General features: G+C 73.2%; 11 protein-coding genes. 6 read left to right on the plus strand and 5 right to left on the minus strand.

What is annotated here, in order from left to right; translation table 11 throughout:
- Nucleotides 1–107 precede the first annotated feature (107 nt).
- A complete protein-coding gene (locus ACSYGN_RS40520) occupies nucleotides 108–506 on the plus strand; it encodes a DUF6197 family protein (protein ID WP_460405836.1) in 399 nt (132 codons plus the stop codon).
- A gap of 73 nt (nucleotides 507–579) precedes the next feature.
- Here ACSYGN_RS40520 and ACSYGN_RS40525 read toward each other — a convergent pair whose 3' ends face one another.
- The 3 genes from ACSYGN_RS40525 to ACSYGN_RS40535 form a co-directional block, all read right to left on the minus strand.
- On the minus strand, nucleotides 580–1395 hold the full coding sequence (locus ACSYGN_RS40525) for an NADase-type glycan-binding domain-containing protein (RefSeq protein WP_460405838.1): 816 nt from the start codon (nucleotides 1393–1395) through the stop codon (nucleotides 580–582).
- 234 nt (nucleotides 1396–1629) lie between these two features.
- Nucleotides 1630–2418, minus strand: coding sequence for a Pvc16 family protein (locus tag ACSYGN_RS40530; protein WP_460405840.1), 789 nt, complete (start codon nucleotides 2416–2418; stop codon nucleotides 1630–1632).
- Between the two features lie 115 nt (nucleotides 2419–2533).
- On the minus strand, nucleotides 2534–3187 hold the full coding sequence (locus ACSYGN_RS40535; protein ID WP_460406244.1) for a helix-turn-helix transcriptional regulator: 654 nt from the start codon (nucleotides 3185–3187) through the stop codon (nucleotides 2534–2536).
- Between the two features lie 812 nt (nucleotides 3188–3999).
- Between ACSYGN_RS40535 and ACSYGN_RS40540 the strand changes: the two genes are divergently transcribed.
- Nucleotides 4000–6816, plus strand: coding sequence for a helix-turn-helix transcriptional regulator (locus ACSYGN_RS40540; RefSeq protein ID WP_460405842.1), 2817 nt, complete (start codon nucleotides 4000–4002; stop codon nucleotides 6814–6816).
- Nucleotides 6817–6913: 97 nt separating this feature from the next.
- On the opposite strand, the gene ACSYGN_RS40545 is transcribed toward ACSYGN_RS40540, so the two are convergent.
- Nucleotides 6914–7969 (minus strand): medium chain dehydrogenase/reductase family protein, encoded by a 1056-nt coding sequence (locus ACSYGN_RS40545; RefSeq protein WP_460405844.1) that lies wholly within the window; start codon nucleotides 7967–7969, stop codon nucleotides 6914–6916.
- Between the two features lie 160 nt (nucleotides 7970–8129).
- On the opposite strand from ACSYGN_RS40545, the gene ACSYGN_RS40550 reads away from it, so the two are divergent.
- Nucleotides 8130–8846, plus strand: a complete 717-nt coding sequence (locus ACSYGN_RS40550) for a TetR/AcrR family transcriptional regulator (RefSeq protein ID WP_460405846.1) — start codon at nucleotides 8130–8132, stop codon at nucleotides 8844–8846.
- A gap of 307 nt (nucleotides 8847–9153) precedes the next feature.
- Here ACSYGN_RS40550 and ACSYGN_RS40555 read toward each other — a convergent pair whose 3' ends face one another.
- Nucleotides 9154–9642 (minus strand): GNAT family N-acetyltransferase, encoded by a 489-nt coding sequence (locus ACSYGN_RS40555; protein ID WP_460405848.1) that lies wholly within the window; start codon nucleotides 9640–9642, stop codon nucleotides 9154–9156.
- Between the two features lie 367 nt (nucleotides 9643–10009).
- On the opposite strand from ACSYGN_RS40555, the gene ACSYGN_RS40560 reads away from it, so the two are divergent.
- The 3 genes from ACSYGN_RS40560 to ACSYGN_RS40570 all read left to right on the plus strand — a co-directional run bounded on the left by ACSYGN_RS40560 (nucleotide 10010) and on the right by ACSYGN_RS40570 (nucleotide 13277).
- Nucleotides 10010–11374, plus strand: coding sequence for a TrpB-like pyridoxal phosphate-dependent enzyme (locus ACSYGN_RS40560; protein WP_460405850.1), 1365 nt, complete (start codon nucleotides 10010–10012; stop codon nucleotides 11372–11374).
- 85 nt (nucleotides 11375–11459) lie between these two features.
- On the plus strand, nucleotides 11460–12467 hold the full coding sequence (locus ACSYGN_RS40565) for a DMT family transporter (RefSeq protein WP_460405852.1): 1008 nt from the start codon (nucleotides 11460–11462) through the stop codon (nucleotides 12465–12467).
- Nucleotides 12468–12482: 15 nt separating this feature from the next.
- Nucleotides 12483–13277 carry a LuxR C-terminal-related transcriptional regulator gene (locus tag ACSYGN_RS40570; RefSeq protein ID WP_460405854.1) on the plus strand — a complete coding sequence of 265 codons (795 nt, stop codon included), beginning with the start codon at nucleotides 12483–12485 and terminating at the stop codon, nucleotides 13275–13277.
- Nucleotides 13278–13360 lie beyond the last annotated feature (83 nt).

The following is a 13360-nucleotide window of genomic DNA, read 5'->3' on the forward strand; positions in this document are numbered from 1 at the left end:
CCACACCACCCGGTTCCACCCCACACCACCCGCTGCGCCGGACGCCTCATCCCCCAAGGCACCGGCGCAGCACCCACATTTCCCGCCACGAAAGGCAACCACCCCCAATGCCCACGCAGCTCCACTCCTCCGACGCACACACCGCCGCCCCCCAGACCGCCGCCCAGATCGACGAAGTCCTGCGGCGCAGCGCCCTGTTGCTCACCCGGCGCGGCTGGTGTCAGGGGCACAGCCTCCACTGCATCGGCTCCCCCCACGATCCCCACGCAGCGAGCCTCACCGGCGCCCTCGCCTGGGCCGCCACCGGCAACGCCCACACCCACAACGAGAAGGTGAACACGCTCGTCGCCCACATACGCACCCGGCTCGACCCCGAAGGCAGCGCCTTCTCCGACGACCTGGAACTCCTCACCGCCTGGAACAACACCCCCACCCGCACCCGCACCCAGGTCATCAACCTCCTCCTGTCCAGCCGGCACTGCGACGCGCAGCCCGTGGCACGCTGACGCCGGCACGGCCCGGCCCCGGGCATGCCGCACGCCCTGTCCCCCGCCGGGGGCGCAGGGCGTGCGCGTCGTTTCAGGAGCTGCTGTTGGACGGGCCGAAGAACTCGATCTCGGCTATCGCGACCTGCTTGTCGGCGGCCGCCGCGTAGGCCGTCTCCAGGGTGAAGCGGACCGACACGGCGTCCTTGACGCGGAACGGGCGGCGCTGGCCTCCGGCGCCCTGGTCCAGGTTGAGTTCGCGGGTCTGCGTCGTGCCATCGGCCGTCCTGACGGTGGCCTTGATGCGGTGCGGCAGGGCCGACCGGGAGATCTGGTCGGCGCGGGTGGACGTGCCCGGGGTGACGACCAGGTCCAGCAGCCGCGTCGGGTCGGTGAAAATCGCCTCGATCCACTCGCCCTGGCCGGACTGAGTGATCCCCGGGCCCCACCAGGTGTTGTTCAGCTTGTCGAAGGCCAGGTCGGGCTGGTGGCCGGGGTAGGAGCGGGACGCCGTCACCTTGTCCGGGGCGACCGGCGCGCGCTTGGAGAAATGGTCCTTCGTCGCCTGGATGCCGCGCGGGATGTTCACAGCCAGCACGACCAGAAGGGTGAGGACCAGGCCCACGCCCAGCCACGTCAGGATCCGGTCGAAGGTACGGCGCAGCCGGGGGCGGTCGCCCGCCCATGGGGTCTCCTGGCTGCCGAAGCCGAAGATACGGCGCCACCAGGGTCGGCGGCCCGTGGCGTGGCCGTCGGCCGCCATCGGCATGGCGCAGCGGGTGCAGTAGTGGCGTTCGGGGTGGTTGGGGGTGCCGCACCAGGGGCAGGGGATGCCGCCGTCGGCTCCGAGTTCCCGGCCGGGGGCGCGTACCGTCTGGGGGCGCCGGGCGACCGGCCTGCCGGGCAGCACCGGGGCGACCGTAGGGGGTACGGCAGGGCGGGGTCCGCGTCGGCCACAGGGACGAGGAGGCGGCGGGCGCGCTCCGACATGGGGTCGTCGTCATCCCGGACGGTGCCATCATCCCGGACGGTGCCATCATCCCGGACGGTGCCATCATCCCGGACGGTGCCATCATCCCGGACGGTGCCATCACGCCGGACGGTGCCATCACGCCGGCCGACGTCGTCGCCCCGGGCATCAGCGTCATGCTGTGCTTCGGGGTCGCGTCGGGCTTCGGGGGCGCCGGGGGCGTCTTCGTCGTTGCCGCGCGGGGTGGCGTCCGGAGTGGCCTCGGGTTCGTTCCCGCCCTCCGCACCGGGGGTGGTGGCGGGCGCCGGGATCGCCCTGCGGACCGGCTCCGCGGGAGCCGTGTCGCCGACGGACGGTGCCTGCGGTACCGCGGCGGCAGACGCGTCCACCGCAGCCGAGGCCGCCGTCGCCGTCGTGGTGGCGGGGCGGGGGTCCTGTTCGGGGCGTGGGGTGGTCAGGGTGGAAGGGTGCGGTGACCACCACGTCCAGGGACGGGCGCAGTTCGCCGCCGAGCGCGGACCAGATCTCCGCGAGGGAGCGCGACTCGGTCTGGATGCCCGCCACCGAGATCGGCACCGACAGACCGAGCGCCCGCAGGGAGCCGGGGAGTTCCTCGGGCGCGAGCATCTCGCGCGGGATCAGGGTGGCCAGCACGGCGGAGATCAGCCGGTGTTCGTCCTCGGGCTGCTTGGTCCAGGCGATCACCAGGTACGAAAGGCGGAACCAGCGCGGCGGCTGACGGCGTTTCACCACGACATCCCGCTGGTCGCGCACCTCGACATGGCCGCGCTGGCGCCGGTTGACGTCCTCACGGATGTCGTACAAGTAGGCATTGATGACAGGGCCGTTGCGGCGGGCGGACCAGTCGCGGGTGGGGGCCTCGAAGGAGACGTCGATGCCGGAGCCGGTCAGCGCACCGCCCCGGAGCAGGTCCTTCAGAACCCGGTCCACCTCGTGGATCACGCCGACTCGCCTTTCCTTGCCCCACCGCCCATCCTGCCCGCCGGTCCGTCCGCCCCGACAGACACGCCGGGGCAGATCCCGCTGCCCCAAGGTCCGGTGTCGGATGTCTGTTCGGTCAGATGTAGCCTTCCCGCAGTGCGTGGGCGACGGCGTGAGCGCGGTTGCGCAGATGCAACCGTGTGGTCAGACCATGCACCACATTCTTGACGGTGCGTTCGGAGTAGGACAGCTTGCCGGCGATCTCTTTGGTGTCGAGCCCCTCGGCCACCAGCCGCAGCACGTCTATCTCGCGCTGCGTCAGGACCGACGACGGCACCCCGGGCCGCCCGGCGGCACCGCGGTGCAGGGTGCCGACCTGGCTGATCAGCCTGCCGAGCAGATCGGCGGGCAGATCGCCGTCGCCGCGCGCCGCCGCGAGCACGGCCTGCGCCAGCCGGTCATGGGTGGCTTCGTGGCGCCAGACGATCGCGCCGACCCCGCACTCGATCACATCGAGCAGCTCGTTCTCGCGCAGTGTCCCCACCACGAGCACGGCGCGCGCGCCCTCGCTGCGCACCAGTCGGCGCAGCCGGGTGAGCCCGGTCCCGTCGAGGGTGTCGCCGATGAGGACCGCCACCGTGCCGGGGGCGGCCTGGCCCTCCTCGCACAGCTCGATCTCCGGGTGGCGGCGCAGCTGGCAGATCGCGCCTTCCCGGGAGATCGGGTCCGGTGCGTGCACGGCCACCTTGATCCGTCCCGCGCCGTCCGCGCCGCCTGCGGCGGAAGGCAGGGCGGTGAGTGCGGCCGTGGTGCCGGGTCCCGTCGTGCGAGTGGCTGCCCCTCCGGTCGTCCGGCCGACCGCCGCTGCGGTCGTCCGGGTGGCTGCCCCTCCGGTCGTCCGGGTGGCTGCCCCTCCGGTCGTCCGGGTGGCCGCCGCTGCGGTCGTCCGGGTGGCCGGGCCGCTGTATGTGGTGCGGGATGTGCTGTGCAACCGCGTCCCCTGTGCTCTCGTGCCCGTCGCCCGCGCGGGGCCTGTGACAGGCGTGACACGTCCACACTCGTGTGACCCGCGGGGCGGCGGCAATCGTGGAACACCACGACACCGACCACGAGATCCCACGTCCCACGACCACGAGGTTCCGCAGCCCCGAGAGGCCCACGACCACGGGGGTCCGCAACCCCGAGAGGCCTACAAGTTCCCGGGGCCCGGCGACGCGGGCGGAGGCAGGAACGGGGGCGGGAGCGGGGGCGGGGGCGGGGGCGGGGGCGGGGGCGGGGGCGGGAGCTCCGGCCTTGGGGGTCCGCGCGAAGGCCCCGGAAGCGGGTGTCCGCCCGGGAGCACGCCGCCGTACGCCGACCACGGCGGTGCGCTCCGGGCGGACCCCGCCCCTCACTACAGCGGCTCACCCCCGCGACCGTGTCACACCGACCGCGGCGGCGTGCCCGGACGGGCACCGCGACGGACCGGCCACGGTGTGCCCGGACAGCCGCCACGGCCGACCGGCCGCGGCGCACTTCCGCACGCGCCGCACTCAGGCATGTCCCGGCTCGCCGAGCCGTCTCCAACGGGGAACCCCAGCAGGTCCGCGCGAAGAGGTGGCCATGTCGCATCATTTACCTGAACTGCGCGAAGCCGTCGCGCTGGTGGCCGCGGAGGCCCGGCGTGCCCGGTCCGGCAGCGGCTGTCTCGTGCTGCTGCGCGGCGCGAGCGGCACGGGCCGTACGACCGTCCTGGAGGCGGCCGCCGCGGAGGCGGCCGAGGCCGGGACGGTGGTGCTGCGTGCCCGCTGCTCCCCTGCGGACGCCGCGGTCCCCTTCGCCACGGTGCTGCAACTGCTGGGTCCGGTACCGGAGTTCGAGGACCTTGCGGCGGACGGCGACGAGCGGACCGTCGCGGCCGGGCTGTGGCGCGTGCTGCGTTCCTGCGCCGAGCGGGCACCGCTGCTGGTCGCGGTGGACGACGTCCATCTCGCCGATGCTGCCTCGCACCGCTGGCTGGTGGAGGCCGCCCGGTACGCGGACCGGCTTCCGCTGGTGCTGGCCGTCACCGAGCGCAGCCAGTACGACGTGGACCCGCCCACGCCGGGCATCGCGCACACCCTGGCGCCCGCCCTGGTACGCACCCACATCCTCACCCCGCTCACCGAGAGCCAGTCCGCGGACCGGGTCCGGGCGGTGTTCCCGGACGCCCCGCGGTCCTGGGTCGACGGCTGTGTGCGGGCCGGTGCGTGCAGCCCGCTGCTGCTGCACGCCCTGCTGACCGACCTCGGCGCGGGCCGTCACACCACGGTGCCGGTGTCCTGCGCGGCCCTGTATCCGGGGGCGTACCGGGAGGCGGTGGCGTGGTGCCTGGACAGCGCGGGGCCCGGTACGACCGAGGTGGCGCGGGCGCTGGCGGTGCTGGACGAGGGCTGGGACCGGACGGCGGGCGGCTGGGCGCGCGACGCCATGGACATCCCGTCGGCCGTCGTGCCCGGCTGCCCCGGCGGGCCCTGCTGTCCCGCCGAGGACCAGGCCGGGCTGCTGGCCGAGTTGTCGGACACCGATCGGGTGCGGGTGGCGGGCTGGCTGACCGCGATGAGCGGGCTCGGTCTGCTGCGCCCCGGTCCCGGCGGCCATCTCACCTATGCCCACCCGCTGCTGCGGGACGCGGTGCTCGCCGACGTACCGGCCGTACGGCGGCATGCCGCGCACCGGGCTGCCGCCAAGACGCTGCTGCGCCGGGGCGCCTCCGCCGACGCGGTGGCCCGCCGGCTGCTGCTGGCCGATCCGGTGGCCGCCCCCTGGGCACTGGCCGTGCTCCAGGAGGCGGCCTCCCTCGCGCTGCGCGAGCACCGCTCCGGCGATGCGGTGGCATTCCTGCGCCGCACGCTCCAGGAGCCGCTGGCCGACAACCGCCGTCAGCCGCTGCTGACCGAGCTGGGCAGTCTGGAGTACACCGCCGGGTACGCCTCGGCCGGCATCCCCCGGCTGGTGGAGGCGCTGCGGCTGCCGGGCACCCCGCTGGACCGGGTGCGGGCCGCGGTGGCTCTCGGTACGGCGCTGACCGGCAAGGGCCGTACCCGCGCCGCCGTGGAGGTGCTGCGCTCGGTGGACGGCCAGCTGGCCGACCGCCCCGATCTGGTGCGCACCCTCCAGACGGCGTCCGCGCTGCTGGCTGCGGACGGGGACGGCGAGGTCCGCCAGGAGGTGTACGGCTCGCTGGCGCGGACCGCGGAGCACTCTCCCGAGCTGGTCGGCGCGGCCGGGCAGGCGCTGCTGGTACGGCACGCGGCGACCGCCGGGCTGCTGTCCGCCCGGGGCGCGACGGCCCGGCTGCAAGCCCTGCTCGCCGAGCCCGCCGATCCGCTGTCCGAGCCGTTCCTGGTGGGCACCGCGGCCGCGGTCAGTCAGTGGGCCGACGACCTCGACGAGACCGAACGCCTGGTGCAGCGCGGTCTGGCCGCCCTCCCCGACGTCCTGCACCCGATGCACGCGGCACTACTGAACGTCCGTACCGACACGGCGGCGGCACGCGGCGACTGGGCGCTGCTGCTGGCCGAGCCGCTGCCGCCGCCCCCGTCCGCCGCCTGTCCGGCGCCCCTCAACGCCCATGCGCAGGCCCTGATCGCGCTGGTGGAGACGGATCGGCTTGCGGAGGCGGAGCGGCTCGCGGCAGCCTTCGATCTGCGGGAGGCGTCCGACTCCTGGGAGGTGAACCGCTTCCTGTACGCGCGGGGTGTGCTGCGCGCCGCCACCGGCGATCCGGCCACCGCCGTGCACGACTTCGTGGAGTGCGGGCGCCGTCAGTCGGCCCGCGAAGTGGTCAGCCCGGTCGTCACCCCGTGGCGCACGGCCACCGCCGAGTGCCGGCTGGCGCTCGGCCACCCCAGGGACGCGCTCGCGCTGGCCGAGGAGGAACTGCGGCTGGCCCGGCTGTGGAACACGCCCCGCACCCAGGGGCGGGCGCTGCGGGTCCTCGGTACGGCGACGGGCGGCCGGCACGGTCTGGAGCTGACCACGGAGGCGGTAGGGCTGCTGCGGGACTCCCCCGCGGTCACGGAACTGGTGTCGGCGCTGCTGGCGCTCGGCCGTCAGCTGGCGTCCGCCGGGGAGACATCCCGGGCGCGGGAAGTTCTGCGGGAGGCTGCCGACCGGGCGGAGGCGGCGGGGGCGCTGCGGCTGCGGGGGCTCGCGGAGCGGGCGCTGCGGGACGGCGGTGCGCGGCGTGCCAGGGCCCGCACCGGGGCCGGTTCGCTCACCGGGAGCGAGCGCCGCATCGCCGAACTGGCCGCCGTGGGGCGGACGAACGCGGAGATCTCCGACCTGCTGCATCTGGCCCGCCGTACGGTGGAGACCCATCTGACCAACAGCTACCGCAAGTTGGGGATACGGCGGCGCAACGAGCTGCGCACGGCGCTGGGGGGCGAGGAGGGCTGACGGACGTCGGCCGGCGGCTGCGGGTTCTCGTGCGCCGGTCGGCCCGCGCGGCCGGGTGGCCGGGTGGCTGCGGCTACGGCTACGGCTACGGCTACGGCTACGGTACGAGGACGACCTTGCCGTTGACCGTGCCGGACTCGGCGAGGCGCAGGGCCTCGGCCGCCCGGTCCAGGGGGAGTTCGGCGGCGACGGTGGCCGTGATGTCGCCGCGCCGCAGCGCGGTGAACACCTGGGTGAGGTCGGCGCGCAGCCGGGCACGGAAGCGGTTCTTCGAAAGGGCTTTGCCCGCCCAGACGTTGAAGAAGTACGCGTGGCGGCCGTTGGGCAGCGCGTTCCACATCCAGACGCGGGCCAGCAGCTTGAGCACCGGCCACTGCTTGGAGCCGGTGGCGTCGCGGGTGGCCGCGCTGCCGTAGGAGACGAGGGTGCCGCCGGGGGCGAGCAGCCGCCAGGAGTCGGTGAGGCCGGGGCCGCCCACATGGTCGAAGACCGCGTCCACGCCGCCGGGGGCCAGCTCCCGCACCCGGGCCGGGAGATCGGGGGTGCGGTAGTCGAGGGGGGTGACGCCCCGGGTGCGCAGGGCGTCGTGGTGGCGGGGCGAGGCGGTGCCGATGACCCGGACCCCGGCGGCACCGGCGAGCTGGACGAGGACCGAGCCCACGCCGCCGTTGGCGCCGTGCACCAGGATCGTGCCGCCGCGCCGTACCCGGGCCTTGCGGTGCAGCATCTGCCAGGCGGTGATCCCGTTGAGCACCGCGGTCTCTGCCTCGGCGGCGCCGATGCCTTCGGGCACCTCGACCGTGTCGGCCGCGTCCAGCACCGCATGGCTGGCCCAGCCGCCGGTCTTCGTCAGTGCCGCCACCCGGGTGCCGAGCAGGCCCGGGTCCACTCCGGGGCCGGTCGTGGCGACGGTGCCAACGAGGTCGTAGCCGGGGACGAACGGGAACGGCGGCTGGTCGTAGTACCGGCCGCGGCGCATCTGCTGCTCGGCGAAGGACACGCCGGTCGCCTCCACCCGGACGACGACCTGGCCTGCGGCGGGGGCGGGCACCGGGCCACGGCGCAGCTGGAGCTCCTCGGGCTCGACCTTGCCGGGCAGGACGACCTCGGTGCGCTCGGTGGTGTTCGGGGCGCTCGTGTTCGATGTGCTCATCACAGACTCCGTTAGTAGATGTTTCTTGCGTTAGATGCTCTAACCGCCGGGGACAACAATGCTCCGCGACACCCCGCCCCGTCAAGGACGGGTGGAAGTTTTTCTAAGCATCTATGCCGACAGTGATAGCCTCTAACCATCGTCCGACAGGTGGTGAACCATGGCCCAGCACACGACCCCCGTGTCCTCCCCCCGGGACCGGTACCGTGCGCAGGTGCGCACCGAGATCAAGGAGCACGCCTGGGAGCAGATCGCCGGCTCGGGCGCCTCCGCGCTCTCCCTGAACGCCATCGCCAAGCGGATGGGTATGACGGGTCCCGCGCTCTACCGCTACTTCGGCAGCCGCGACGAGCTGATCACCGCCCTCGTCACTGACGCCTACCGGAGCCTGGCCGACACCTGCCGGGAAGCCGCCGCGTCCGCCGCATCCGAGGGGGACCTCCCAGGCCCCGCGCGACTCAAGGGCCTCGCCCACGCGATGCGCCGCTGGGCCCTGACGGACCCTCACCGGTACTTCCTCATCTACGGCACCCCCGTGCCCGGCTACCACGCCCCCGACGACGTCACCCTCATCGCCGCCGAGATCATGGCCACCCTGCTCGACGCCTGCGCCGCCCTCCCGGTCGACGGCGTCGAACTCCACCCGGACGAGGCGGAGTTCGACGCCCATCTCGCCGAGCACCGGGAGTGGGACCGCGGCCACCCCGCACCCACGCCGGTACTGCGCCGCGCCCTCGCCGTCTGGACCCGGCTGCACGGCGTGCTGTCCCTCGAACTCGCCGGGCACTTCACGGGGATGGGCTTCGACCCCGGGCTGCTGTTCGAGGCGGAGCTCGACGCACTGGTACGGGGCACCCAGCGGGACGGTGTAGAGTAGATCTTGAGCTCGCCGCCCCGAACAAAGCGAACAAGGGGAAGCGCGCCGCGCGTTGGTGGTCCAAGGAAAGACGCCCCGCTTCCTGCGGGGAAATGCAGGTGCAAGGCCTGCCCGGCGCTCCGAGTGAGAGTCCCCGCCCCTGGTGTCCAGGAGCGGGGACTTCTTTGTGTCCGCGCACTGCGTCCGTGTCATGTGTGCGCGCAGTGTGGCCACCGGTGTGGCGGCCGGTGCCGACCCGAAGGGGGGAGGCCGGCACCGGCCGCAGGGGGAGGGAAGGTCCGAAGGGCCAGGAGCCAGGGGCCGGGGGCTACGCCTGGCGGGCGAGGTCCGCGAGCGGGGCGCCGGAGAGCCGGAAGACGGTGAGTTCCTTGCCCTGCACCGAGGGGATCTCCGCGCCGAGCGAACGGTAGTAGGCGGCGACCGGTTCGTTGGTGACCCGGCCCCACCACTGCATATGGCGGTAACCGCGCTCGGCGGAGATCGCGGCCAGATGGCTCAGCAGCGCGGTGTCGACGCCGGTGCCGATGGCGTCGGGGCGGATGTAGATGTCGTCGATGTGGATCGCCGTACCGCGCCAGGTGCTGTGGACGAGCGCCCACAGGGTGTACCCGACGACCTCGCCGGTCTTGTCGTCGACCGCGAAGTGGGCCCAGGCCACCGGCTCGGGCCCGAACAGGGCGCGGCCCAACTCGTCCTCGCCGGTGCTGATCTGTTCGGTCGCCTCCTCGTTCTCGGCCATGCCGTGCACCAGCGAGTGCAGCAGGCCGAGGTCCTCGGCGGTGACTGGACGAATCATGTCTGCCATCCCCTGATCCGGTCGGCCCGGACGGTCCGGACGGTCCGCCCCGGGCTCGGACCACCACGGTGGCACACGGCCCGGAACACCGGACGGGGACGGCCGGGAAACTGGTGGAATCACCAGTCTTCGAAGTCGCCGGGGAATTCCATTGTTTTCCCTACCACCTGTCGGCCACCGTATCCGTGCGCTCTCTCCGCTGGCGAGAATGCGTTGTCCGGAGGCGGCCTTGCCCCTTGCCCCTTGCCGCGTGTCCGAAGGCGGCCTCTACGACAGGCCCAGGGTCCAGACGGGGCCTAGGTGACGGCCCGGGAGACCGACGGTCGCGGTGACCGCACGACCTATTCCATTGCGCAGAGAGGCAGCCATGACAGAGCCGGTACGGTTCGAACTCAGCTCCCGGGAGATACCCGAGACCTGGTACAACATCGCCGCCGACCTCGATTATGTGGCGCCGGTGCTGAGCCCGGCGACCGGCAGGCCGGTCACGCGTGACGAGATGGCCCGCACGATGCCCGAGGCCCTGGTCGACCAGGAGCTCAGCCGGGAGCCGGAGTTCGAGATCCCCGGAGAGGTACGGCAGTTCTACGCACGCTGGCGGCCCTCCCCGCTGCTGCGCGCCCGCGGTCTGGAGAAGGCCCTGGACACCCCGGCGCGGATCTACTTCAAGTACGAGGGCGTGGCGCCGACCGGCAGCTTCAAACCGAACTCCGCGATCCCGCAGGCCTATTACAACAAGCGTGCGGGCCGCACCGGACTGATCGCCGAGACCGGCGCCGGGCAATGGGGCAGCGCGGTCGCCTTCGCGGCGTCGCTGTTCGGCATGGAGGCCAAGGTCTTCATGGTGAAGGTGAGTTTCCAGCAGAAGCCGTATCGCCGCGCGCTGATGGAGACGTTCGGCGCGAGCTGCACTCCGAGCCCGAGCATGGAGACCGAGGCCGGGCGGGCCGTGCTGAAGGAGGACCCGGAGCACCCGGGCAGCCTCGGCATCGCCAAGTCCGAGGCGCTCCAGGTGGCGTTCTCCGACCCGCGCTGGGGCTACACCCGCGGCAGCGCGCTCAACCATGTGTGCGCGCACCAGACGGTCATCGGCCAGGAGGCCATCATCCAGATGGAGAAGGCCGGGGACTACCCCGACATCGTGGTCGGCTGCGCCGGCGGCGGCAGCAACCTGGCCGGTCTGTCGTTCCCGTTCCTGCGCGCGCAGCTGCACGGCGGCCCGCAGATCCGCCTGATCGCCGCGGAGCCCGCGGCCTGCCCGTCGCTCACCCAGGGCCGGATCGCCTACGACTACTCGGACACCGCCGGGCTCACCTCTCTGACCCGCACCCACACCCTGGGCCACCAGTTCGTGCCGCCGGCCGTGCACGCGGGCGGTCTGCGGGCGCACAACATCGCCCCGCTGGTCAGCCGGGTGGTGGAGGAGGGCCTGATGGAGGCGGTCGCACTGCGCCAGCGGGACTGCTTCGAGGCGGGTGTGCTGTTCGCCCGTACCGAAGGCATCGTGCCCGCCCCCGAGTCCACGCACGCGATCCGCGGCGCGGTCGACGAAGCGGTGCGCTGCCGTGAGGAGGGTGTGGCGAAGACCATCCTGTTCGGGCTGTCCGGGCACGGCAACTTCGACCTCAGCGCCTACGACCGCTACCTCAGCGGCACCCTCGCCGACGACAGCATCGACCCCGCCGCCCTCGAAAAGGGGCTAGACAGCATTCCGGCGCTGGTCAACGCCTGAACCCGACCGATGCCGGAGCCGACCGGCGCCTGTGCAAGTCGGCATCTGAGCCAGCCGCGCGCGAGAGAAGGGACGGGACGATCCCGTGAAGCGTGTCAGCGCCCTCCAGTTCTTGGCCCTGGGAATCATCTGGGGCTCCAGCTATCCCCTGATCAAGGTGTCCGGCGAAGGGCTGAACCCCGGTCAGCTGGTGCTGGCCCGGCTGGTCCTCGGGGCGGCGGTCCTGGCCGTCGTCGGCGCGGTCACCGGGGCCCGGCTGCCGCGGTTCGGGTTCGTGTGGGTGCACATCACCGTCACCACCGTGCTCGGTATGGTCGCCCCGTTCCTGCTGCTGGCCTGGGGCGAGCAGCACACCAGCGCCGCCATGGCCGGCGTGCTCACCGGGGCCACCCCGGTGCTGACGCTGGGCCTGGCCACCGTGCAGCTGCGCAGCGAGCGGGCGACACTGCGGCGCGGCTTCGGGGTGGCCCTCGGTTTCGCCGGGATCGTGCTGGTCATCGCACCGTGGCACGGGGCGACCGGCACCGTCGGCGGGGAGCTGGCCTGTCTGGCCGTCGCCGTGATCTACGCCGGACACGCCGTGTTCGTCCGCAAGTTCCTCTCCGACCGGGGCATCCCGCCGATCTCGTCGGCGGCCGCCCAGACCCTGGTCGCGATGGTCCTCCAGGCGGCGCTGCTGCCGTTCCTGGGGTGGCGCACCCCGTCGGTCACCTGGCAGGTGGCCCTGAGCATCGTGCTGCTCGGGGTGTTCGGCACCGGGCTCGCCTACGTCCTCTACAACCGGCTGATCGCTGACATCGGCGCGACCGGCGCCTCCGCGGTCAACTACCTCGTGCCGTTCATCAGCCTGATCATCAGCGCGGTGTTCCTCGGCGAGACGATCAGCTGGAACGTGCCGGTCGGCGGTGTGGTGATCGTGGCGAGCATCCTGCTCGGCGAGGACCAGCTGCGGGCGCGGAGCGGGTCGGAGCGGCTACGGCGGTTCAGGCGCCCCGGCGGTCACAGTGACGGCCGCCCCGAGGGTGAGCCGGCGCCCCGCCCCGAACGGCTGCTCACGGTGGCCGTTCCGGTCGCGCGGCCGGAAGAACGCTAGGAGGTCGAGCCACCCATGCCCACCAACGTTCCCGGCGGCCCCGGCGCCATGCCCGGCACCGGACCGGTCCGGGTCGCCGTACTGGCCCGGCGGCCGCTGCTCGTCACGGCGCTGCGCGCCCTGCTGACCCAGGAACCCGGTCTCCGGTCGGCCGGGGAGGCCGCGTCCTGGCCCCAACTGCGTCGCCTGCTGGACACGGCGGCGCCGCGCGTCGTACTGATCGACGACTCCGATCCCGGCTGGGACACCGCCGATGTCCTGCGCGCCCTCGGGCCCGGCGCTCGGCGTACGGCGGCGATCGTCCTCGTCGGCGAGGGCGGCCACGACGGTCGGCCGGGCCGGGGCGGACCTGGCAGCCCGGGGAGCCGGGGTATGCCGGAAGCCCGGGGTGCTCAGGCCCTGGACGCCGGGGCGCTGGAGTATCTGTGGGCCGGGGCCGACGGCTTCGTGCTCCAGGATGCCGCGCTGAGCGAGATCGCCGCCGCGATCCGGGCCGTGGCGGCAGGCCACGCCGTCCTCCCGCCGCCGCTGACCCGCCGTCTGGTGGACCTGCTGGTACGGCGCGTGCCGCCGCAGCCCGATCCGCCCCGGGTGTCCTCGCTGACCTCGCGTGAGCGGGAGATCTTCGACCTGGTCGCGGCCGGCATGTCCAACGGCGAGGTCGCCGAGGCGCTGGTGCTGAGCGAGAAGACCGTGAAATTCCATGTGTCCAATCTGCTGCGCAAACTGGGCGTCCGGAATCGCGCGCAGGCCATCGTCTGCGCATGGGACCGAGGCGTTCTCGCGGGACGGCAGGGCGGGAATTTCTGAGGACATCCACTTTTCTCTGATTCCCTTGGCGCATCGCCCGGGTGGGATTTCCCTGCACTTGTTCAATACCGGACCAAAGTAGG

Source organism: Streptomyces sp. YIM S03343 (genome assembly GCF_054729195.1).

Bases quoted from the DNA above. Each gene is read 5' to 3' on its own strand.
- ACSYGN_RS40520 (WP_460405836.1), top strand. From the start codon at position 108: ATGCCCACGCAGCTCCACTCCTCCGACGCACACACCGCCGCCCCCCAG.
- ACSYGN_RS40540 (WP_460405842.1), top strand. From the start codon at position 4,000: ATGTCGCATCATTTACCTGAACTGCGCGAAGCCGTCGCGCTGGTGGCC.
- ACSYGN_RS40545 (WP_460405844.1), bottom strand. From the start codon at position 7,969: ATGAGCACATCGAACACGAGCGCCCCGAACACCACCGAGCGCACCGAG.
- ACSYGN_RS40550 (WP_460405846.1), top strand. From the start codon at position 8,130: ATGGCCCAGCACACGACCCCCGTGTCCTCCCCCCGGGACCGGTACCGT.
- ACSYGN_RS40555 (WP_460405848.1), bottom strand. From the start codon at position 9,642: ATGATTCGTCCAGTCACCGCCGAGGACCTCGGCCTGCTGCACTCGCTG.
- ACSYGN_RS40560 (WP_460405850.1), top strand. From the start codon at position 10,010: ATGACAGAGCCGGTACGGTTCGAACTCAGCTCCCGGGAGATACCCGAG.
- ACSYGN_RS40570 (WP_460405854.1), top strand. From the start codon at position 12,483: ATGCCCACCAACGTTCCCGGCGGCCCCGGCGCCATGCCCGGCACCGGA.